General features: G+C 39.5%; 19 protein-coding genes. 14 read left to right on the forward strand and 5 right to left on the reverse strand.

What is annotated here, in order from left to right; translation table 11 throughout:
• Positions 1 to 52 precede the first annotated feature (52 nt).
• Genes ACKGJO_RS02200 through ACKGJO_RS02210 form a run of 3 tightly spaced genes read left to right on the forward strand, consistent with a single transcriptional unit; the run spans position 53 to position 2,221 of the window.
• Positions 53 to 1,252, forward strand: a complete 1,200-nt coding sequence (locus ACKGJO_RS02200) for a 2'-deoxycytidine 5'-triphosphate deaminase (RefSeq protein WP_411321756.1) — start codon at positions 53 to 55, stop codon at positions 1,250 to 1,252.
• The gene (locus tag ACKGJO_RS02205; RefSeq protein ID WP_411321758.1) at positions 1,249 to 1,476 is read left to right on the forward strand and encodes a hypothetical protein; all 228 of its coding nucleotides are present in this window, start codon (positions 1,249 to 1,251) and stop codon (positions 1,474 to 1,476) included. The genes ACKGJO_RS02200 and ACKGJO_RS02205 overlap by 4 nt, the downstream gene beginning before the upstream one ends.
• A gap of 43 nt (positions 1,477 to 1,519) precedes the next feature.
• Entirely contained in the window at positions 1,520 to 2,221 is a 702-nt protein-coding gene (locus ACKGJO_RS02210) for an RsmE family RNA methyltransferase (RefSeq protein WP_411321759.1), read from the forward strand.
• Positions 2,222 to 2,274: 53 nt separating this feature from the next.
• Here the strand turns inward: ACKGJO_RS02210 and ACKGJO_RS02215 are convergent, their stop codons facing one another.
• Entirely contained in the window at positions 2,275 to 2,826 is a 552-nt protein-coding gene (locus ACKGJO_RS02215; RefSeq protein WP_411321760.1) for a hypothetical protein, read from the reverse strand.
• A gap of 225 nt (positions 2,827 to 3,051) precedes the next feature.
• On the opposite strand from ACKGJO_RS02215, the gene ACKGJO_RS02220 reads away from it, so the two are divergent.
• Complete coding sequence (locus ACKGJO_RS02220) at positions 3,052 to 4,647, forward strand: Na/Pi cotransporter family protein (RefSeq protein WP_411321761.1); 1,596 nt, start codon at positions 3,052 to 3,054, stop codon at positions 4,645 to 4,647.
• Between the two features lie 15 nt (positions 4,648 to 4,662).
• Here the strand turns inward: ACKGJO_RS02220 and ACKGJO_RS02225 are convergent, their stop codons facing one another.
• On the reverse strand, positions 4,663 to 5,817 hold the full coding sequence (locus tag ACKGJO_RS02225; protein ID WP_411321762.1) for a lycopene cyclase family protein: 1,155 nt from the start codon (positions 5,815 to 5,817) through the stop codon (positions 4,663 to 4,665).
• Between the two features lie 139 nt (positions 5,818 to 5,956).
• Here ACKGJO_RS02225 and ACKGJO_RS02230 point away from each other — a divergent pair, with 139 nt between their 5' ends.
• Together ACKGJO_RS02230 and ACKGJO_RS02235 are read left to right on the forward strand one after the other, a co-directional pair.
• The gene (locus tag ACKGJO_RS02230) at positions 5,957 to 6,976 is read left to right on the forward strand and encodes a threonine aldolase family protein (protein ID WP_411321763.1); all 1,020 of its coding nucleotides are present in this window, start codon (positions 5,957 to 5,959) and stop codon (positions 6,974 to 6,976) included.
• A 173-nt stretch (positions 6,977 to 7,149) separates the two neighbouring features.
• Positions 7,150 to 8,532, forward strand: coding sequence for a PAS domain-containing protein (locus ACKGJO_RS02235; protein ID WP_411321764.1), 1,383 nt, complete (start codon positions 7,150 to 7,152; stop codon positions 8,530 to 8,532).
• A gap of 30 nt (positions 8,533 to 8,562) precedes the next feature.
• Here the strand turns inward: ACKGJO_RS02235 and ACKGJO_RS02240 are convergent, their stop codons facing one another.
• Entirely contained in the window at positions 8,563 to 10,605 is a 2,043-nt protein-coding gene (locus tag ACKGJO_RS02240) for a histidine kinase dimerization/phosphoacceptor domain -containing protein (protein WP_411321765.1), read from the reverse strand.
• Between the two features lie 131 nt (positions 10,606 to 10,736).
• Here ACKGJO_RS02240 and ACKGJO_RS02245 point away from each other — a divergent pair, with 131 nt between their 5' ends.
• Positions 10,737 to 11,438: an XRE family transcriptional regulator gene (locus tag ACKGJO_RS02245; RefSeq protein WP_411321766.1), complete on the forward strand. Its 702-nt coding sequence runs from the start codon at positions 10,737 to 10,739 to the stop codon at positions 11,436 to 11,438.
• Between the two features lie 11 nt (positions 11,439 to 11,449).
• Here the strand turns inward: ACKGJO_RS02245 and ACKGJO_RS02250 are convergent, their stop codons facing one another.
• Positions 11,450 to 12,349, reverse strand: coding sequence for a 3-methyladenine DNA glycosylase (locus tag ACKGJO_RS02250; RefSeq protein WP_411321767.1), 900 nt, complete (start codon positions 12,347 to 12,349; stop codon positions 11,450 to 11,452).
• A 191-nt stretch (positions 12,350 to 12,540) separates the two neighbouring features.
• Between ACKGJO_RS02250 and ACKGJO_RS02255 the strand changes: the two genes are divergently transcribed.
• Complete coding sequence (locus ACKGJO_RS02255; RefSeq protein WP_411321768.1) at positions 12,541 to 13,326, forward strand: UbiA family prenyltransferase; 786 nt, start codon at positions 12,541 to 12,543, stop codon at positions 13,324 to 13,326.
• On the opposite strand, the gene ACKGJO_RS02260 is transcribed toward ACKGJO_RS02255, so the two are convergent.
• Complete coding sequence (locus ACKGJO_RS02260; RefSeq protein WP_411321769.1) at positions 13,289 to 13,726, reverse strand: hypothetical protein; 438 nt, start codon at positions 13,724 to 13,726, stop codon at positions 13,289 to 13,291. The genes ACKGJO_RS02255 and ACKGJO_RS02260 overlap by 38 nt on opposite strands.
• 148 nt (positions 13,727 to 13,874) lie before the next feature.
• Between ACKGJO_RS02260 and ACKGJO_RS02265 the strand changes: the two genes are divergently transcribed.
• The 6 genes from ACKGJO_RS02265 (at position 13,875) to ACKGJO_RS02290 (ending at position 22,857) form a co-directional block, all read left to right on the forward strand.
• On the forward strand, positions 13,875 to 14,495 hold the full coding sequence (locus ACKGJO_RS02265; RefSeq protein ID WP_411321770.1) for a thioredoxin family protein: 621 nt from the start codon (positions 13,875 to 13,877) through the stop codon (positions 14,493 to 14,495).
• Between the two features lie 60 nt (positions 14,496 to 14,555).
• Positions 14,556 to 15,737, forward strand: a complete 1,182-nt coding sequence (locus ACKGJO_RS02270; RefSeq protein ID WP_411321771.1) for an aspartate aminotransferase family protein — start codon at positions 14,556 to 14,558, stop codon at positions 15,735 to 15,737.
• Positions 15,738 to 15,888: 151 nt separating this feature from the next.
• A complete protein-coding gene (locus ACKGJO_RS02275; RefSeq protein ID WP_411321772.1) occupies positions 15,889 to 17,250 on the forward strand; it encodes an NAD-dependent succinate-semialdehyde dehydrogenase in 1,362 nt (453 codons plus the stop codon).
• A 125-nt stretch (positions 17,251 to 17,375) separates the two neighbouring features.
• A complete protein-coding gene (locus tag ACKGJO_RS02280) occupies positions 17,376 to 19,094 on the forward strand; it encodes an NAD+ synthase (protein ID WP_411321773.1) in 1,719 nt (572 codons plus the stop codon).
• 164 nt (positions 19,095 to 19,258) lie between these two features.
• Positions 19,259 to 21,205, forward strand: a complete 1,947-nt coding sequence (locus ACKGJO_RS02285) for a LysM peptidoglycan-binding domain-containing protein (protein WP_411321774.1) — start codon at positions 19,259 to 19,261, stop codon at positions 21,203 to 21,205.
• 5 nt (positions 21,206 to 21,210) lie between these two features.
• Positions 21,211 to 22,857, forward strand: coding sequence for a S41 family peptidase (locus tag ACKGJO_RS02290; protein ID WP_411321775.1), 1,647 nt, complete (start codon positions 21,211 to 21,213; stop codon positions 22,855 to 22,857).
• The last annotated feature ends 2 nt before the right edge of the window (positions 22,858 to 22,859 follow it).

Below are 22,859 nucleotides of genomic sequence, written 5' to 3' on the forward strand. Positions count from 1 at the left end.
TTCCCGTCGTTATCTTATTTTGAAACTAAGTAGTTAATTACAGATGTTACACATGCCGAAAGAAGTTCAGCTGCGCACCAAAGGAATACTGCCGGTTCAAAAATTAAAGATGCTCCATAAGATGGGTATCATCAGGTCTAATCCTGATTATCCAATTGAAGAAGATCAGTTTCAGCCCAATTCCATTGATCTGAGATTGGGCAAAGTAGCATATCGGGTTCGTTGCAGCTTTCTGCCGGAAACTGAGACGGTTGAAGAAAAGGTATCCAAACTTAAGATGTATGAGGTACCGATCACAAAAGGGGCTGTGCTGGAGCAAAATTGTGTGTACATAATTCCACTGCTCGAAAGACTGGAACTGCCGCAATCTAACAATACGGTTCAGAAGAGTTTATTCGAGGATAAGGGAAATGAGATCAAACTTGGCAGTATTGATAACCTTTCTGCAAAAGCCAACCCCAAGAGTTCCACTGGTCGCCTCGATGTGTTTACTCGCGTAATCACCGATTATTCTCACCGCTTTGAAGAGGTCACACCCGGATACAGCGGAAATTTGTATCTGGAAGTGGTACCAAAATCATTTCCCATCAAGGTAAAAACAGGACAGCGTTTGAATCAACTTCGTGTTCGTCACGGCTTTGAAGTGATTCCTGATCAGGACATTTTGCGGGTACATGCATCAGATCCTTTGCTTTTTGACGAAGATCGCGTTCCTGTTACCATGGAGAAGATCAAGGTTAATCAGGGACTGTTTATGAGCGTGGATCTGAGAGCTAAAAAAGGCGAGATCATTGGTTATAAGGCTAAAAAGCATAATGATTATATCGACCTTGATAAGATCGGGTTTTATGAGGTTAATGATTTCTGGGAACCGATTTATGCTCAGCCTAATCACCAGCTGATCCTGGAACCGGAGGCATTTTATATTTTTGCTTCCAAAGAACGTATCCGTATTCCGGCTCATCTTGCTTGCGAGATGATGGCCTATGATACAGGTTCAGGTGAACTCAGAACACACTATGCCGGGTTCTTTGATAGTGGCTTCGGAGGAACTGTGGAGGATAAAGGAGCAAGGGCTGTATTGGAGGTACGTTCCCATGATGTGCCTTTTATGATAGAAGATGGTCAGACTTTGTTCAGCATGCAATTTGAACCTAATGCTGAGCATCCTGATTTTGTATATGGAGAAGAAATTGACAGCAACTATCAGGGACAGGATCTGAAATTGGGAAAACATTTTAAAGAAGGATGAGCAAATTTACCGTATCGAAATGTATATGCCACAAAAAAGATTTCAGTGAAATAAAGTCATACATTGAAGAAAATGATATTACCTCAGTCAAAGAACTTCAGGATCAAAAATACTGCAGCTGTGGATGCAGTTTATGCGCACCTTACATCGAGTTGATGCTGGAGACAGGAGAGACCTCTTTTGAAACGGGAGCTTATTATAAGAGGAAATCTAAGCCTGAGTAATACATTTAATTTCACACTAATCCCCTGAACCGGAGATCAGATCATGGAAATTGAAAATCTTTTTTATTCCCAAGCGGCTTCTATTGTAAATGGATTTTTAGAACTGGCTGGACAGGAGGCGAGGCATGCTTCCAAAGTGATGCGGTTCAAAGAGGGTGATACGCTTTATGCTTCTGATGGATTGGGGAATATATATAAATCTGAAGTGACCGAGATCAGCAGGGATAAGATCAAGGGCAGAATAAAGGAGGCCGTGCATGAAGAGGAACCGCCTACCAAAAAGGTGGTTGCATTTGGTGCGATAAAAAAACGGGATCGCCTTGAGTTTGCTGTTGAAAAAGCAGTAGAGCTGGGTGCGTGGGAGATCTGTATTTTTCATGCTGACCATTCAGAACGTTCAAAGATTAATAAGGACAGGCTGCAAACTATTGCTCTCAGTGCCTTCAAACAAAGTAAGCGGTCATGGCTGCCGAAGGTAGTTTTCATTGACTCACTCGATGAAGTATTGGATCACTACGAAGATCATAAGCCGATCATGGCCTATATGCAGGCAAAAGCTGAACAGCCCCATGCTTTGACTGACTCAAAGAATCTTTTCTTAGTGGGTCCCGAAGGTGGTTTCTCAGAACGGGAAACTGAGATCGCAATAGGCAGAAGTGCAAAACTGATCACTTTAGGAAAATACCGCTTAAGAGCTGAAACGGCTGTTATCGCCATTCTTTCTCAATTTTTGTTCACAAAATAAAAATACCCGGTTTTGACCGGGTATTAGAAAAATAAATCTTATTTGTTGTTTGATCATGCTTCCTGTGAATAGTTTTCAGGATTCCAGCATTCCTGAGTGTTTGATTCAGCTTGTTCGGCAACATCAGATATATCAAGCTCATCTGCAACAATATGGGGAATGACTTTACTGGTCTGAGTGACAAGCGCTGCTATTTGGGTCAGGCTTCTTTGAGTAAAGTCTGCAAGCTCCTGATTATTTATTCCAAGAGCTGCCGTGTGTAGCATGGTATATCCAGTCGCAATCATACCAAGTGCAGTGTAATCATCCCGTAACATTTTTGATGTAGCATCAGAGCGTTGAGTATCAATTGCACCTGCAATAGCCCCAGTAAATGTTGCTAGTGATTTCTTTATAGTATTTTTTGTGCCATCATTTAGAAGATCATCCATCTCCTTTAGTTGCTCTATTTGCTCCGACAGTACCAAGTCAATATTGTGCAGTAGATCACTGGCTTTTGCATTCTTGATCTTCGTAGATGTTTGTTGCGTTTTAACAGCTTTATGTGTGTGTTTTATTAAAGTGAACAGGTCAGTGGTATAGTTTGTAAGTGTCTCTTTTTTCATGACTTGCTTGTCTTTATTTAAATTCACTGATTACAATGAATAAGACGGGGTAATCGTTTCAAAATATGACCGGATATCACCTGAGAGTGTTTATTTATGGATGGTCATATCATAACTCAAATGTGTAAGTTGAGAAATTAAGTTTTCGAAAGTAAATCAACTAAGTCTTCCATTATTTAAAAGCATTAGCTATGTTGGATTAGAAGACCACAAAACAGCGGTTTTATGTTACTTACTCTGGCAGGTGGAATTGGTTTATTTTTGCTTGGGATGATTCTGTTGACAGATGGTTTAAAGAATCTGGCAGGGGATACACTGCGTCTGTTGCTCAGCCGTTTCGTTAAAGGACCTTTCAGTGCATTAGGCTCCGGAACCCTGGTCACGTTTTTGGTGCAGTCCTCAAGTGCAACAACTCTGGCAACTATTGGATTTGTCAGTGCAGGCCTTATAAGTTTTCCACAAACGATAGGTGTACTGCTTGGTGCAAAATTAGGAACAACCAGTACAGGTTGGATAGTGGCCACTCTTGGCCTGAGATATAGTGTTTCCGTGATAGCCTTACCTATTATCGGAGTTGGAGCGATTATGAAATTGCTGTCATCCGGTAAAATAGCTCATGCCGGACTTGCATTGGCAGGATTCGGTCTTATCTTTATGGGAATCGATACTTTGCAGGTTGGAATGGAGGGACTTAGAGATTACATTGACTTTACAGTCTTTTCAGGAAGCACTTTTAAAGGTATATGGTTACTTATTATAATTGGTATTGTCATGACTGTCATTATGCAGTCGTCCAGTGCGGCGGTAGCGACAACCTTAACAGCGCTTTTTGCCGGAGCCATTGATCTTCCACAGGCTGCTGCATTGGTAATCGGTCAAAATTTTGGAACATCAATTACAGCCCTTATTGCCATAATCGGGGCATCTGTCGCAGCCATTCGAACCGGTGTTATATATGTTTTATTTGGTTTGGTGATCGCGATCATAGCTATTGCAGTCATGCCTGTTTTTCTGTGGACATCTGGATATTTGCAAATACTGAATGATCCGGCTCAGATGGCCATAGCAGTTGCAGCTTTTCATACTTCTTTCAATTTGTTGGGTATTATGATCATCATGCCATTTCGGATGTTTTTCACCAATATTGTGATGAAGTGGTTCCCTGAAGATGAATTTTCCATGACTCACAGGCTGGACAACTCGGTTCAGCAAATACCTTCGGTGGCAGTAGAGACCGTAAACCGAAGTTTGCAAGATATGCTGAGTGGGCTGTTGGAGTACCTGTCAAAAGCTCTTGGAGATAGCAATCTATCTGTAGATCGTAATTTTTTGAATCAGGCCGAGCTTGCCAAGGTTGAAATCAGTCAGTTTTTGAATGAGATCAAGATTGGATCTGAACAAAAACCTGATTACAATAGATATGTGGCGACCCTGCATGCGTTGGATCATAACGTCCGGATCCTGGATGCCTGCAGAGATACCCATTTCATTAAAAATATCCCTGATGATCCTGTTGCTACTCAAATGTCGGTAATGCTACAAATGTCGTTTGACAAAACTCAGAAATGGATAGCGGATCAGGAGGAAAAAAAAGTTGCTGAGCATTTGTGTGAGGTTTCTGTAAAGCTGGCTGATCTCAGGAAAAAGCGAAGGGTTGAGGTTCTGGAGCAGGCGGCCAACACTAAAGTGTCATCCATTCAGATCTTAGCTAATCTTGATACCATCCGCTGGCTGGATAAACTGGCATATCATCACTGGAGGGCCGTATACCACTTAATGGATAAAAAAGAATATGAAATCGATCCTCCCTATCCTGGTTAACAGTGTCTGAATTGGTCAAAGGTTATGCCAAATAGCTTTAAAAAATGGACCATAAGGCACTGAGGACATGATCCTGAGGTCTTCTCTGATGTTTGTGCTTTCGCCCAGAAATGCCAGGATTTCATCAAAATGATTGTTTTTGAACAGTGACCTGAATACTCTCAAGCTATCCTCCGTGGAGTTGGATAAAATATGAAGTAAAAGCAGATCATAAAACCGATACTTGAATTTTGAGGGAGTGGGAGGAGAGGGTTGTTTTCCATCAATAAGCTCCTGAGCAACATCTTTAGTGTAATCCTGGATTCGGGTAAATGTATAACCGGTACTTGGTTTTGTTTGTCCGCCCACACTGCCAAGATTTATAATATTCTGTTCATAATAGGGGTGATGAGGCCGATCTTCCATAGGTATAATACCATATTCTTTTCGAGTGATCTCATAATGATCCTCATCCAATCCAAAATTGTGATATAAGTAGTGGCGGATTTTTTGCTTGTACTTTTTCTTTTTAAGCAGATTTTCTGAAAACACAGTGAACTCAAGCAGGGCCTTTTGTTGAGTGTATGGCAGTACATACATAAATCCAACCCCCGGAGAGAATTCATCATCAAAGTCCATGATAGTAAAGGTTTCCGGATCAAAGCTATCCTCAATGGCAATAATTTCCCATCCCAAAAAGTGCTGTTTAAGCGGATATTTGATAGCGCCTTCCTTCAGTTCCCTGGGTTTCAAAATGCTCTGAAAAATATAGTTTGCCAGATAAGTGTCTCCGTTCTTGGTGATCAGAGATGCTTTGCTCTTATTGGATGAGAGATCCAGGACGTTTTCTTCTAACAGGGTAAAGTTCTTTTGCCATTTGAGTTCTCTCAGTACATGTTCCCGGAAATCACCGCTTCGGATGCAGTAGTAGGAGAATGAATGCATATACCTGAAGGTTTTGTAATCGAGAACAGACACCCAGCATTTATTCCACTTCTTATAAATAATATCTTTAAATGGAGGTTCTTTTTTAGTCCAGAAGCACCAGGTTTTATCATTGACAGGGGCAAATGTGGAATCAACTATCAGAACTTCACCTTGGTAGCCACCCTTGGCAAGGTACCACGCCAGGCTAAGCCCTGACAGACCACCACCGGCGATTATAATGTCATATTTTGCTTCTATATTCAAAATTGGATTAGTCTGATTTTGTCTTCAATGGAAAAACGTAAAGAGTTTTGCCTTTTTTATCGTTTCAGCAACAACCTATTTTTATTAAAACAACTCGTATTGATTATATTTCAACAAATCGAAAAAGCAAAATAAGAATATGATAGATCTGCGAAGCGATACAATTACACGACCGAGCCCTGACATGTTGGAAGCGATGATGAAAGCGGAGGTGGGGGATGATGTATTTGGTGAAGATGAAACTGTAAATGCCTTTCAGCAGAAAGTAGCAAAAATGTTTGGCATGGAAGCCGGCTTATACGTGCCAAGCGGCACCATGAGTAATCAATTGGGTGTCAAGGTATTAACAGAACCGGGCGACGAAATTCTTATAGATGAAAAAGGACATATTTTCAATTATGAGACCGGAGCGGCTTCAGCATTATCAGGTGTTCAGGTTCGCACATTACCAGGAAAGCATGGTAAATTAAATACTTCACTTTTGGACCATACAAAAAGGGGGCATTATGACTGGGAACCGAGAACACGAGTTATTTGCCTTGAAAATTCTACCAACAAAGGTGGAGGAGTTTGCTACTCCAAGCAAGAGTTGAGCGAGATCAAATCATTTGCAGACGAAGAAAACTTATTTGTTCACCTTGATGGTGCCAGAATCTGGAATGCTATAACGGCTACCGACGTAGAGCCTGGGTTCTTTGGAGAAATTTCAGATACTATTTCGGTTTGTTTCTCAAAAGGATTAGGCGCCCCGGTAGGGTCTATGCTGTTGTCTTCCAAAGAGCACATTACCAAAGCCCGGCGCTACCGAAAGATGTGGGGTGGTGGCATGCGTCAGGTTGGTCTTCTGGCAGCCGCCGCAGATTATGCCCTTGAAAATAATTGGGACAAACTTAAAGACGATCACAGGCGAGCGAAGGAAGTGGCTAAGGTTATTTTCGACAGCAAGTTCCTGGCTGTGGATATGAACAGTTTACAAACCAATATTCTGCTATTTGACACTGTAAAGGAACCGGCTGAAAAAGTAATCAAGAAGTTGAAAAAGAAAGGTATTCAGATGATTCCTTTCGGGCCCCAAATTATCAGAGCCACTTTTCACTTTCAGATCACAGATGAGGATGTTGAAGTAGTAAAACAGGTACTTGCGGATATCGGGGAATGAAGTTGCATGAGTAATTGACAATTAAGCATAACAGTAAATAGTAAGAAAATAATATTGAAAATTATTGGCCTGATATTTTTTACAAGTAAAGATTTAATAGTTGATAAAATTTGCCGATAAGTCATTTAGGCAAATATGCGAAAATTCCATTTTATATTAAATCTTTACTACCTATGGCTCCACAAACAGATAGCATCACAGAAGAAAGAACAAGCGTAAAGAATACCAAAATACTAGATGTTGAAAGACCTTTTGAGTATGACGAATTGTTCTTTTCAGTTACTGATAAAAAGTCAAAGATATTATTTGCAAATGAGGTCTTCATTAGAATTAGTGGTTACAAGACTGATGAGATCATAGGGAAGCTTCATAAGGTTATTCGCCATCCGGATATGCCGAGATCGGTTTTTAAAATATTTTGGGATCATTTAAATGAAAGTAAGCCGGTAGCAGCATATGTGAAAAACAGAGCAAAAGATGGAAGCTATTATTGGGTTATGGCTTTAGCCTATCCTTGTGAAGCCGGCTATTTATCTATAAGATTAAAACCTGGAAGCGAGTTATTCAGTGAGGTAAAGGCTATCTATAAAAAGGTACTTACGTTTGAAAAAGAAAAAGAGGCTGAGCTTGGTAAAAGAAGAGGGATGAATGAAGCTGAAGAATACCTCAATTCAATTTTGAATGAACATGGTTTTGACTCTTATGATGATTTCATGTGGAAAGCTCTAGAAACAGAAATGAGAAATCGTGAAAAGGAACTAGACAAAGAAAAAATCCAGTCCGTTTTATTAGATGGAGATGTTCCGCCGGCACAAATTGAATTACAAAATTTACTCGGAAATTTATTTACCAGGTTAGAGAGTATAGAAAGGTTACAAGAGGTTTTGATCGAAAACTCCAATTATATGCTTGAACTGGCAAGATCAATTTTTAAATTATCTCTAAATGCTCAGATTGGCGCTTCAAAGCTTAGCAATGATTATTCTATATCAACTATTGCTCAAAATATGGGTAAACAATCGCAAAAAGGGGAAGTTGAATTAAATCAAATACAAGATATTGTTAAAGATCTTAACAAACTATTGATTGGTCTTAATTTTGACATTATATCATCAAAGCTTCAAGTTGAAATGACCAATAATTTTTTACTCGAGATGTCATCTGATGATGAAGGTGATGCGTTTATAACAAATCAACTATTAGGAATAGAAGAAGCAGAAAAAATACTTGTAAATGGCTATAAAGACAGAATGGATTCTATAATTGAAGGTATTGCTGAGCTCCCTAAAAATTTACGGGGTCTTCGAACGCAGATTATTAAAATTGAGAGGTTTCTCCACGTACTTAGATACATTAAAACGACAGGAAAGATCGAAATTGCAAAGATGGGAGAAAATGCTAAAACCTTTGTTACTACCTTTGAAGATCTTATTCAAGAGGTAGATGATGCCCAAGATAAGTTGGATAAACTTTCAGATATAATATTTGATAACGAGCAAACTGTAGATCAGTATTTAGTGATAAAAAATCGATTGAATAAACTGAATCTGAGTTAAACTAAAGCATAAAAATAATTAAAAAATTCATTATAAAGGATTATCTGGATTAAAATAAATTGTGTGTACTGTTCCATCAGCATTTGTGATGGTTATATCTCCATCAATTTGTTTTGTCAGTATATGTATTAAAGTCATACCAAGTGATTCTTCACTGCCGGAGATATATTTTCTTGGAATACCAACCCCATCATCTGATACTTTTAATGATATGTTAGTCTCTGTAGGGTTAATTTTTTTAAGTTCCACTTTAATTTTGCCGGATCTATTTTTATCGAAGGCATGTTTAAGAGAGTTTGTAATTATTTCATTAAGAATTAAGGCACACGGTATTGCATATTCCATAGACAGTTCGATGGGGTCTAAATCAGTTTCTATATCTATATCCTGATTATAAATATGCGCTTGATGTAGGTTTTTACAAAAATCCTGTAAATAGCTATCAAATTTTAATGAGGCGAATTCTTCTAATTGATAGAGTTGTTCATGTACTAGAGCAATAGACTTTATTCTGTTAATTCCATTCCTAAGGGTTTCAACTAATTTTTCATCATCTTCCTGATATAACTGAAGCTCTAACAAACCTGATACCACGGCAAGGTTGTTTTTCACACGATGATGCATCTCTTTAAGTAGGTTCTCTTTTTCTGCAAGAGAATCTTTAATCTTATTTTTTGCATTTAAAAATTTTGTTGTGTCACGGATTGCAACATATGTTTTAGTTTGATTGTCTTCCTCTAGAGGACCTAACATGATATCAACTGGAATACATGTATCATCTTTCCTTTTTGCTTTAAAATTCATTTTACTGCCCATTGGTCGCTGAGTAGGGTTTTTATAATATGCCATTCGATTTGATATATGAGAGTGCTTAAACCTGTCAGGAACTAAAATTTCTACAGGTTCTCCGATAAGTTCAAAGGGCTTATAACCAAACATTTTTTCAGCACTGGGATTCATTTTTTCAATAATGCCATTTTTATTAACAATAAAAATGGCATCCGGGCTAGAATTAAAGAATTGGTGATATCTATTTTTGAATTTTTTTAATTTTTGTTCTCGTTTTAATTCATTGTCAATTCTTCTAAGGGTAACAAGCCATTTATATTTAAAAGAAGGTGAAACAGGTATCTTTTTAATATTCAATAAAACATCAAATTGGCTGTTATTGAATGAAATACCATTGAGTCTGCCCTGCCAATTATGTTCTTTACTCAGATGCTTTCGAATTATTTTAAAACGTTTTTTTTGTGTAAAGTAAGTTTCAATATTTGTTTTAATAGCTTCTTCAAAAGACCTGATCTGCCAAAGCTCTAATCCTGCTCTATTAATGTAGGAGATGTTGAAATTGTCATCCATGCACACAATCGGTGTGTCCATCGTATCAAAAGTAATGGACATTATTTCATGCCCCTTTTCAATGCTTCTCAATTTTGTTTCATTTTCAAGCAAGAAAAAATGGATACCAAATTTGTCGAAGCTGACAATATTAAATTTCAAATGATATGTTTGATCAAGTGTATTTTTGAATTTAAGAATACCTTTTCTTAACCCATCTTGAACAAAACAAATCCATGGATTTTCAATGTAAGATTGCGAAATAAACAAATCGTTTAAGGTAGATGTCTGTTTATTAGTCTCTTGTGCGAATATGTTTTCAGGGTCATGCAAGAACAATATCTTTGCGTTGTTATCAACTGCCATATAGGTTTGACCTGTTAATTTGGAGTCAATAAAAGGCTTGGTAGATCTGATTGGAAAGATCCAGGCAAGATATAATTCAGTATTATTTTCTTGATATTCGTTAAATATAATTTTGAATAAGTGGTTATTATTCTCAATACTATCAGACCAATAAATTCCATCTGATAGTATTGACGATTTATCAGAAATTAGATTCTTAAATATATCATAAAATTGAATATCTTTTATTTTATTATTCTTAAAAATTACTTTAAAAGCACTATTAGCTTGCTCAACTTTAAAATCGCTATTAATCACTAATTGGGGGGTAGGGCTGTCATAGAATAATAATTTAAATATCTCAGAATCTTCTGATAGTTTATTTATCATATCCATTAATAGATTAGTTTAATATACTGTTTAACTTTCATCTAACATTTTTGTGCGGCTATATAGAGAAAGCGTTAAGTATTTATCATATATGATAATATACAGGGCGATTATTAATATCAAATATGATAATGAAAAATATTGTGAAAGAAGAAGTACCGACAATAGCTGAAAAGCTTAAAGAATTAGAAAAAATTACCGGTTATTCACCCCAGGAAATAGCTAAGATAGGTGATTGCAGTGTATCAACATATTATAGATATAGAAGCGGGACTTCATCTCCCGATTATACATTTCTCAGTAAAATTCTCAATAGTGAGAAAAATATAAATTCAGACTGGCTAATGAAGGGGACAGGAGCTGTTCTTGGCTCGCTCAAAGACTCATCCAAGAAAAATACTTTTCCTGAAATTCTTGTTCCTTTTTATAAGATGAAACAGATAACTAACAATGGTGAAGGATCAATTAAAGTTTCAGACTGGAAAAGTAGCACGGAAAGTATGCCGATCTGTAATGCACTTTTAGATATTATTGATCATAAAGACTATGATTCAATATTTTCGTTATCAGTCGAGTGTGATGCTATGTACCCTACTATCAAGCCCGGTAGCATTGTATTAGTCAATGAGGCCCAAAAAAATATTACTGCAGATGGTATATTCATTCTTAAGTTTGATAATGTAATAAGAATGAAGCTGGTTCAAAAATTACCTAATTCTAAGGTTGAGCTGTCAACTATTAATAAAAAGTATAATTCTGTTATTCTAAATGAGAAGGATTTTACAGATGTGGAAGTCTTAGGTAAGATTTTTTGGGCTGGAATTCCCATGTAAGCAGGATCTTGTTATTTAATTCTATCATTTAGCAATATTTTCATAAATGAAATAATTTTTTCCCGAACCGGAACTCCCTTTTCAAAGATCATCTCTTGTTTCAGTTTGTATTCTTTTCGCCCTTCTTCGGTCTCAATTTTAATGGGTTCCATTCCCTGTTCGCGCAGATCATAAGGACTTGCCTGCATGTCGATGTAACGAGCTTCCACAGCTAATTCAAAAGCTTCAAGTATCAATGAGCTTGGTATCCAGGGATGCATCTTAAAAGCCCATTTATAGAGGTCCATATTAGAGTGAATACAACCCGGTTGTTCAGTTTCATGAAATTTTTCACGGGATAATTTAAACTTATTCATTGGCTTTGCAGGCTTTGTGAAAAAACGAAAAGCATCAAAATGGGTGCATAACAAAGGGCGTGATTCCACAAAACCAGCCAATTCTTCGGGCTCCATGCGCATTGGTAACTGATCATGTCGCGGATTATCAGATTTATAAACCATTGCCCATTCATGCATTCCAAAACAGCCAAAAGACGGGCGAGATTGTTGTGTATTGATCAGCATCTTCAGCATCCACTTCAAAGAAGAGATCCTTTTTTGGGGGAAGAGTCTTGGGTCTACAAAAGCTACTTTATCATAGGTAATGATTTCTGAAATTTCAGGCAATTCTTCTAACTTAGAAAAGAAAAGGGTTACCCCAATTCCCGGCGACCATTTTCGCAAGTTGGCCGGACGAAAAGCATAATACTCAAACAAAAAATCCATCACGGGATTTTTTTCCTGACGGGAACGTGCCTCCAGGTAATCATTCAAAAGTTCATCTACACGCTGTTCATGTGCCGCTTTTTCAGCTTTCCATTTTGCTTCGGGTATTGTTTCTCTGTTATATATATTTATTGTTTCAGTATGCATACTCTAAAGATACGGAATGAAAACCGTGGATTTAAAAATTCAATTTCTAGAATTAAAGATTAGATTCAGGCTATATTTATAATTACAAATTTTCATGTGAATTGATCAGGTTAATGTTGAGTCAGGTTCTAAACTTTTTTATTCACCTTCGCTTACACTACCAGTTTTTCATACTCTCCGGGGGATATTTATTGGCAGCTTTATTTGTTGATGAAGTCAACTGGCCACAATACGGTCTTCAGTTTTTGAATGTTCATGTTTTGTTATTTGGTGGGGCCACGGTTTATAATTCCTGGTGGGATAAAGATGAGGGTCCAGTCGGTGGATTAGAATCACCTCCAAAAATGCAACGCTGGATGTGGCCGGTTTCTTTGGTGATTCAGTATTTAGGCTTGTATTGGGCTATATATGTCGGGTGGAATTTCGCATTAATCTATGCGATTAGTATGGTTTTATTCTGGCTCTATTCCTCACCTTTGGTACGCTGGAAGGGTAAACCGATATTAAGTCTGATCGCTATTGGGGTCAGTACCGGTACAAATTCATTTTTTCTTGGATATCTCGCAGCGGGCGGCTATCCAATTACATTATATGAAGATTTGATAGCCTTAGGAGTAGCCTGTCTTGTTCTGAGTTTATATCCCGTATCTCAGGTATTTCAAACGGAAGACGATATGAATAGAGGTGATGAGACCTTTGCTGCTAAATATGGTTTAAAAGGCATTAAATGGTTGTTTGCTGTTTTATTCCCTTTAGGAACTGTAATATTATCAGTTACACTGGTGATTAGTAAAGGTACGGCTGGATATGTCTTTGGTGGGGTCGGAAGCCTTGCTTACTTAGCAGTTCTTTATCTGGTTTTGCAGTTAGAAGGTAAGAAGAGTGAATATCCGTTGGTCATGCGGATCAAATTTTTGGCGTCACTCTCTTTTGTACTTTTTATGCTGACATGGATTGCCAGTGACCTTCTTCTTTAAGTTGAGACTCAGCTTCTGCCAATAAGGCTCCAAAACTGAATTGTGGGTGCACAATATCATTCAGCAATGTTATAGTTACGGGCTTTTCAAGGACAGTAACATTGCCTTTGATATTCAGTTTTATATCACCGGAGTTCTTAGTACCTCGTTTTTTGATTAAGGTGACCCTGGTTCTTGAAACCTGATTCATTTGAGTAATGAATGAACCGGAAAAGGATGTTTCAAATTCCAGATCCAAAAAAGCGTGTGTTGGTTGTTGCTCTTCTGTTATTTCTAATGTCTCTTCCAGGGATTCAGCATAGTAGATGATTTCGATTCCCAGATCAGATAGCATTTGTGCAATCTCATGTTGGGTGATCACATCTTTACTCATCACTAAACACGATTTTAATCTTTTCATGGTACTCCTGATTTTGTTACAACTAATCACTGTGTTTGAATACTTATCAATGGAATGATGCTTTCTACAGATCGGTGTTATTTAAACAATCGATAACTATTAAAATGTGGTTTCTTTACCTTTCTGTCTGATAAAAAGAGTTATGAAAATGAAAGATGTTACAAAAACATTAATTACTGGTGACCTGTTAGATACCGCTTTTAACTATCAGGAGTTCAATGAACACATAGAAGAACTATATGGTCAGAAGAGAACGACTAATGAAGATAACCGTCAGAATATGCTGGATTACACTAAAATGTACATACAGCGTTCTAACCGTTGGGATAAGCATGGAAAACTTTCTAAAGAGCTTAAAAATAAACTGAAAGACATATCCAGAGATATGGTGTGGCTGGTTATCAATGAAGGCTGGTGTGGTGATGGGGCTCAAACCCTTCCTTTTATAGCTAAAATGGCTGAAGAAAGTGAACTTATTGAACTTAAGATTATTCTCAGAGACCAAAATCTAGAGGTCATGGATCAGTTTTTGACTAACGGAGCCAGGTCGGTTCCGAAATTGATCGCAATTGATAAGCATACAAAAAGAGTATTGGGCACTTGGGGTCCCCGACCATATGAAGCCAATGAGCTGTATTGGCATGCTAAGAATGATCCTGATATTCCAAATAAACGTGCTGTTGAAAGCCTTCACCTTTGGTATGCCAAAGACAAGGGCAGATCCATTCAAAAAGAATTTATCGAATTGCTTGATGCATTCGATAAGTAAACTTTAAATCTGCTATTTTGGGTAATCTAAGTATTTTAAATCACCCTTCTCCGAATAAACATGTTAGATAAATTTCTTCGCCATATTGCACAAACCAGTGATGCGCCTTTGGGATTGGAAGTCAGTCATGCTGAAGGTCCTTATATCGATACCACTGATGGCAGAAGATTTATTGATTTCATTTCTGGCATAGCAGTCAGCAGTTTGGGACACAGGCATCCCAAGGTAGTGGAAGCTATTCATGAACAGGTAGACAAACATCTGCATGTGATGGTATATGGTGAATTTGTACAAAAACCACAGGTTGATTTTGCGGAGCTCTTAACTTCATGTTTACCTAGCCAGTTAGAACAGATCTACTTGGTAAATTCCGGGACCGAAGCTATAGAAGGCGCTCTAAAACTAGCTAAAAAATTTACTGGGCGTACTAAGCTGATCGGCTTTAAGAATAGTTACCATGGAGATACTCATGGCTCATTGAGTGTTACAGGCAGAGATGTCTATCGTGATCCTTACCTGCCTTTGCTACCTGATGTCTATTTTTTGGATTTTAACTCTTTCGATAATTTAGATCTGATCGATAGTGAAACGGCTGCAGTAATAATGGAACCCATTCAGGGAGAAGGCGGAATTATCCCTGCTCAAAACAGCTGGCTGGGAGAGATCCGAAAAAGATGCAATGAAACCGGCGCTTTGCTCATATTTGATGAGATCCAAAGTGGATTTGGCCGAACAGGTAAGCTTTTTGCTTTTCAAGATTATGGAGTTGTACCGGATATTCTCTGTATTGCCAAAGCCATGGGGGGCGGCATGCCCATTGGTGGATTTTTGTCATCTAAACAGATCTTCCAAAGTTTCAAATATGACCCGCCACTAAACCACGTTACTACATTTGGAGGACATCCGGTTTCTTCCGCTGCGGCTTATGCTAATCTCAAAGAGTTACTGAATGGTAATTATCTGGATCGTGCATTGGAGATCGAAAAGAAGATCAAGTCGAAATTACAAGGCCACGGTATAATTGAAGTTCGCGGAAAAGGAGCTATGCTTGGGTTGCAGCTGAAAAGCCGGGAGCTGACCAGAAAGGTTGTAGAAGATTGCTTCGAAAAAGACATTTTACTTGGATGGACACTTCATTCTAATACCTTAATTCGCCTTGCCCCACCTTTAATCATAGATAATGAGTTATTGGAAGCAGTGCTGGAGACCATTTTGAATGCTGTTGAAAGGAACTCTGAATAGAAAGCCAGCTGCAGAGATCTGGCAATGAAAATTCGTAAATTAAAAGAAGCGAAGTATGATTTCTTTTAGTGTTTTACAGCAATAAAGATATGGAATTCCTACACTCCACTAACCGTTTGAGAGATAAAGAAGTCAAAAGAAAAGGTATGCCATGAAAACCATAAATCCCGCCACCGGACAAACTCTTAAAGAATACGAAGAAATGAATATGGAGGATATCGATTCCATTATTCAAGGAGCGAATGAGGAGCAGAGGGAATGGAAGAAAAAAAGTTTCAATGTTAGAGCTGGTTACCTGAAGAAGATTGCCGACATTCTGAAGCAGCGAAAACATGAACTGGCTGAATTGATGGCCAAAGAAATGGGTAAACCATTGGCACAAGGTGTAAGTGAAGCTGAAAAATGTGCCTGGGTCTGTGAGTATTATGCTGAAAATGCCGAAGCTTTTCTCGATGATGATGTAATTGAAACGGATGCTAAAAAAAGCTTTGTCACATTTAATCCGCTTGGAGTGGTATTAGCGATCATGCCATGGAATTTTCCCTTCTGGCAGCTTTTTCGCTTTGCTGCACCGGCACTGATGGCAGGTAACGGAGCAATTCTGAAACACTCCCAAAACAGTACGGGATGCGCTTTGGAGATTGAAAGTATCATACACGAAGCGGGGGTTCCAAAAGACCTTTTCAGGACAATAATTCGTGGTAAGAGCGGAATGAAAGAAGTAATACAGCATAAGGGAGTTGCAGCTGTAACACTTACCGGAAGTACCAGGGCAGGAAAGGCCGTTGCAGCCCAGGCCGGAGAAACCCTAAAGAAAACCGTGCTCGAACTTGGGGGCAGTGATCCATATATAATTCTTGAAGATGCCGATATCAGTAGAGCGGCAGAAACTTGTGCGACGTCACGGCTAATAAATAGTGGACAGAGTTGCATTGCAGCGAAACGGTTCATAGTTACTGAAAAAGTTTATAATAAATTTGTAGAGGAATTCACCCAGATAATGAAGTCTAAAAAAGTAGGCGATCCGTTTGAGGAAGACACAGATGTTGGCCCGCAGGCCAGAGTTGATCTTAGGGATGAATTGCATGAACAAGTTCAAAAAAGCGTGGAAAATGGAGCCAAGATCACTCTAGGCGGGCAAAAGCCCGAAAGTGATGGAGCTTACTATCCTATAACCATTCTTGAAGATGTTGGGCCTGGTATGCCTGCTTACGAAGAAGAATTATTTGGTCCTGTGGCTGCAATTATTAAAGTGAAGGATGAATCTGAGGCTATTAGAGTGGCCAATGATACCATCTTTGGTCTTGGAGCTGCTGTTTTTTCTCAAGATGAAGAAAGAGCAGAACACATCGCTGCCTATGAATTGGAAGCCGGATGCTGCTTTGTGAATGAATTTGTGAAATCCGACCCAAGACTTCCATTTGGGGGCATTAAGCAATCGGGATATGGCCGAGAACTCAGCCTTTATGGTATTCGGGAATTCGTGAACACTAAGACGGTCTATGTTAATTAATGAATGATTATGTGGGTTCTATTACAGAATACTCCGCAAATTATCGGGTAAAAACCTAGTTCGTTGATTCTTATTTTATCACATACTCTCCTTATCTTGAAATTCTAATTTAACCAAACAAAAAAGTGCGCATAAGACTTCAACAGCTGAATCCTACGATAGGAGATTTAACAGGAAACACAGAGCTGGTTCTATCCGCTATGCAAAAAGCTGAAGAGGATGACATAGAACTCTTGATTTTACCGGAGCTTGTGACAACAGGATACCCTCCGATGGACCTTCTGGAGAGGGATGTTTTTCGGGAACTGATCTATAACATGAATCGAAAAATCATTGAGGCCAGCAAGAAAACGACGGTCATATTTGGTACAGTAACACAGAATTTATCAGAAACAGGGCGCCCTTGCTACAATTCAGCTATTGTCGCAGAACATGGGGAAGAAAAGCAACGCATTCATAAAGCGTTACTACCCACCTATGACGTCTTTGATGACCTTCGGTATTTTGAGCCGGGCAATGAATTTGAGCCGGTTTTTATTAAGGGCTTTCCGTTTGGTATCACCATCTGTGAAGATATTTGGTTCAACGATAACGATATACAGTATCATATTTATGACAAGAATCCAGCTAAGATCCTAGCCGAAAACGGAGCGAAGGCGATCGTTAACGTTTCCGCTTCTCCTTTCAATAAAAACAAGCCTGAAACCCGCACAAATATGTTGCAGAATCATGTCGGGCAGCTTGAAATCCCGCTATTTTATGTAAATCAGGTAGGGGCACAAACGGAATTGATTTTTGATGGAGATTCCCTCGCTTTTGACAAGACCGGAACCATTAAAGCCCGATCCAGACGATTTGATACGGATAAGGTGGACATTGATTTCAATCCTCAGAATTACGAGGTAGAAGCGATCACCGATGTGGAGGCTAATATAGTGAATCCCCCAAAAGAGCAAGTGATGTTTGAGGGCTTGGTGTTGGGTGTTAAAGACTATCTAAAAAAGTCAAAAGCTGCTGATACTGTTATATTGGGATTAAGCGGTGGAATTGACTCTTCACTCACCTGTGTTATAGCGACCGAGGCACTTGGTGCAGAAAATGTGAAAGCAGTTACAATGCCATCAGAGTTTTCATCCGAGGGAAGTGTAAGCGATTCTGAACGTCTGGCAAAAAACCTGGGAATTGAGCTGCTCGAGATCCCTATCAAAGATATATATGGATCGTTTACGAATGCCCTGCAATCACAATTTGAAGGAACAGGTTTTGGTGTAGCAGAGGAAAACCTTCAAAGCCGTTCAAGGGGTGTTATTCTTATGGCACTAGCCAATAAATTTGGGTACATGGTTCTGAATACCGGTAATAAATCAGAAATGGCAGTTGGCTATTGTACTCTTTACGGTGATATGGCCGGTGGACTCTCAGTGATCTCAGATATTTATAAAACCGAAGTATACGATATCTGTAGATGGTTGAATGAAGAGTATTATGAAAAAGAGGTCATTCCGGAGAATATTATCAATAAGCCGCCAAGTGCAGAGTTGCGACCGGATCAAAAAGATTCAGATTCTTTGCCGGATTATGGAACTTTAGATAGTATTCTTAGATATTACATAGAACATCAATCTTCAAGAGAGGAGATCATTAGAACCGGATTTCCCGGCGAATTGGTTGATAAAGTGATCAGATTGGTCGATCTCAACGAGCATAAGAGATTTCAGGCACCTCCCGGATTAAAGATGTCAGTTAAGGCTTTTGGAACAGGACGGAGATGGCCTTTGGCTCAGCAATGGACGGGGCAGGAAAAGAAACTTACGGAAAACATGAATAAGTCTGTCAATGGTTAATAAATTCGAATGATGTCGTTTTCCATTTCATGAGTAATGTTCCCAATTCAGTTCATTTATTAGTACTTTAAAGCATAATTAATAACACTACACTCATCTACATGCAAAATTTGTTACCAAAATCCATGCTCGTAATAGTCGTGTGTGTTTTTCTCTCTACGGGATTGAAAGCACAACAGGATTCAACTATCACAATAGATATTGATCAAATGCCTCTGCGGTTGTTGGATTATCAGAATCCAATGCAGGGTTTAGGAGCTGAAGAAGGGCTGAAAAAACAACCGGCCATGCAGGAATTGGATGGATTTCAAAAGGATATTATGGGTCGTATTGCTGATATCTACAAGATCCATGTGAAAGCGTTGGAAGCTCAGGTGGTAAATGATCCGCTGGAAGCTGAGAATCAGATCAACAATGCCTTGGCTGCTACTCAGAGTTTGTTGGATGAGTATCCGGAAATAAGTGGCGACAGAAGATATAATGAGCTCTATAGGTCTGTAATTTCAGAATATCGCGAGTTTTACGGCATCAATGAGACCGGCAATGAGGCACAAGGAGAGATCTTTACGGTTCAGCAAGAACTCTTCTCGGAAGACGATAGCTGGATGGTCGATAACTATGATTTTCCCGATGACGTAAACTTCAACAAAACCGATGTTCCACTTATTCAGAACGATAAGGTCAATCGCCACTTGGTTTATTACACATTACGCCGACCTGAAGTTATGGAAACATGGTTAACACGTGCGGTTAAATACCAACCAATGATGCGCAGGATTTTCCGGGAAGAGGGCACTCCTGAAGAACTTACCTATCTTGCATTTATAGAGAGTGGTTTGAATCCCAAAGCACAAAGCTGGGCTGCTGCTGTGGGTATGTGGCAGTTTATCCGTGCTACCGGATCTGTATATGGGCTTGAAGTAAATTGGTGGGTTGATGAACGCCGGGATCCCGAAAAAGCAACACGAGCCGCTGCACGACACTTAAAAGATCTTTATAACATATGGGGCGACTGGCATTTAGCCATGGCTAACTATAACATTAGCCCTCGCGGACTAAAACGTGCGATTCGCAGAGCAGGTGGGGTAGAGGATTACTGGGCTGCCTATCCATATCTGCCAAGAGAAACTCGTGGATATGTACCAGGGTTTATTGCAACTACCATGATCGGTATGAATCCTGAAGAATTTGGTTTTCAGAAGTCATATGCGGGCGAAGCTTACTCTTATGAGGTAGTTGAAGTTGAAGGACTGATGGAGTTGACAGATCTGGCAAATGCTGCCGGAATTACCGTTGAAGAATTGAAAGATTATAATCCTGAGCTGTTACGTTGGGCAACACCTCCGGGTAACAAATATCCTCTGAAGATTCCAAGTAATGTAAATAAGCAGAAGTTTTTAGCAGCTTACAATGAGATCCCTAAAGATAATCGCAGTCAAAATATCACCATGCATACTGTTCGACGCGGCGAGTCGTTAGGTATAATTGCCAGAAAATATGGAACTACGGTTGCCGGTCTTTATGGATCGAATGAAAGTCTGTCCAGTACCATTTATCCGGGTCAGAAGCTTGTTGTGCCTTTGCCAAGGGGAAGTGCTTCACAGATCTCAGCTAATCAGCCTACCAATCAGCAACGCAGTGTTAACACCAGCAGAAGAACATCCAGAACAGCATCTGCACCTGCCAATACAACTCCGGTCACATATAAAGTTAAAACCGGTGATACGGTCGGTCATATTGCAGAGTGGTTTGACGTACGCGCCTGGAATGTAAGAAGTTGGAATGGGATAGGAAATACGATCCGCGTTGGGCAAGGCCTAACGATCCATGTTCCTGACAGCAGATTATCACACTATTCAAAAATTGATGATATGAGCTACGCCGAGAAGCAGGAAATAGAAAGAAAACAGCGTAGAGGTGAAAATATCTTCATTGCATCAGCATCAACAGGGACTGATGGGAATTATACAACCTACACAGTTCGCAGGAATGATACTCTGAGTGAGATCGCTGAAAGCTTTGGTATGGGTCTCAGTGAGCTCAGAAGGCTGAACAATATTAGCGGAAACCAAATTTATGTAGGTCAGACACTACGTATTTCAGCCAACTAAATTATATGGCATTAACCAATATCAAATCACGGCTTTTTATTACCGGAATAGTTATCGCTGTTGCGTCAATGGGAATACTTGCGCAACAAACAGACATCTATTTTCTGATAAAAAAGAACTTCAGCATTTTCAGTAAGGCCTACGAGAATGTAGCATTGGAGTATGTGGACGAAGTGGATCCTGAGATACTTATGCGAAATGGTATTGATGCTATGCTCGAAACACTGGATCCATATACTGTGATGTTCAATGAGTCACAGAATGAACAATCTGAGATCATGTCCCGTGGAAATTATGCCGGAATTGGGATTGAAGCAGGCTACAGAGATGGTGAAGTAGTTGTTGTGGCACCGGTGGACGGTGGCCCTGCAGATGAAGTTGGTATTCGTGCAGGTGATGTGATCGTTGCTGTTGATGGTGTTACTACTGAAGGACTGCAGCCGGAAGAAGTTAATACTCTTACCAGTGGAGAAGTGGGTTCTGATGTAACACTCAGTATCAAAAGATTTGGTCTTGAGCAAACCCTTGATTTTACCATAACACGCGAAAGAATCGAAGTGACCAATATATCTTACGCCGGCTTGATCGGTGAAGGTGAGGAGGCCGGTTATATCCGTTTAAGTCAGTTTGGAATAAATTCAGCTGAAGAGATCCGTAGATCGATCGAAGAGCTTTCAGGTCAGGCAGATCTTGATGGTCTCGTTTTGGATCTTCGTGATAACCCCGGAGGAATACTTCAGGAAGCTGTTGCCATCATAGACAAGTTTGTGGAACCGGGTTTGACTGTAGTTGATATAAGAGGAAGGGTATCTGAGTACAACCAAACCTTTTCCACCGAGGAGCCGGTCATGTTTGATAAACCAATTGTTGTATTGATGAACGGTGGCAGTGCCAGTGCTTCAGAAGTGGTTGCCGGCGCTTTGCAAGATTTGGATCGTGCTATAATATTGGGTGAACAAAGTTTCGGAAAAGGACTGGTACAGGTGGTAAAACCATTGCCTTATAACACCTCTCTCAAGATCACCATTTCCCGCTATTACATTCCAAGCGGAAGAAGTATTCAGGCTGTACAGTACACTCATCAGGGCAGAAATGCTGTGGTTATGAATGCCGATAGTTCCCGGCGTGAGTTTAAAACAAGAAACGGTCGCATTGTCTATGAAGGTCGAGGAATAGAACCGGACCTTGAGACAGCTGATGAGAAGCCAAGTATCCTTGAGGTAGCTTTGCTGCAAACAGGCTCTTATTTTGATTTTGCTACAGAATACGAAGCACAGAATCAGGATTTTGGATATAGTGAGTTGCCTGAACCGGTCTTTGATGATTTTAGAGCTTTTTTGGAGGAACGCAATTTCAGTTTTACGACCGACTCCGAAAAACTATTGGAACGCTTGTCTGAACAACTGCGTGATGTTGATAATACCCGGTCACAACTCACAGAGCTCAAAAATGCCATCGAGCGAGAGAAGCAGGAAATGTTTCAGAGCGACGCTCCTGATATCAAAAACCAATTGTTTCTTGAGATAAAATCCCGATATGATGGACAGTCAGGGAAGGTGAAAGCGGGACTAACTACAGACGAAGAAGTAATTGAAGCTTTGAATATCATACGCGATCGAACCCGGTATGCTAACATACTGTCAGGGGAATGATA

Source organism: Gracilimonas qinghaiensis (assembly GCF_046602855.1).
Classification (GTDB): domain Bacteria; phylum Bacteroidota; class Rhodothermia; order Balneolales; family Balneolaceae; genus Gracilimonas.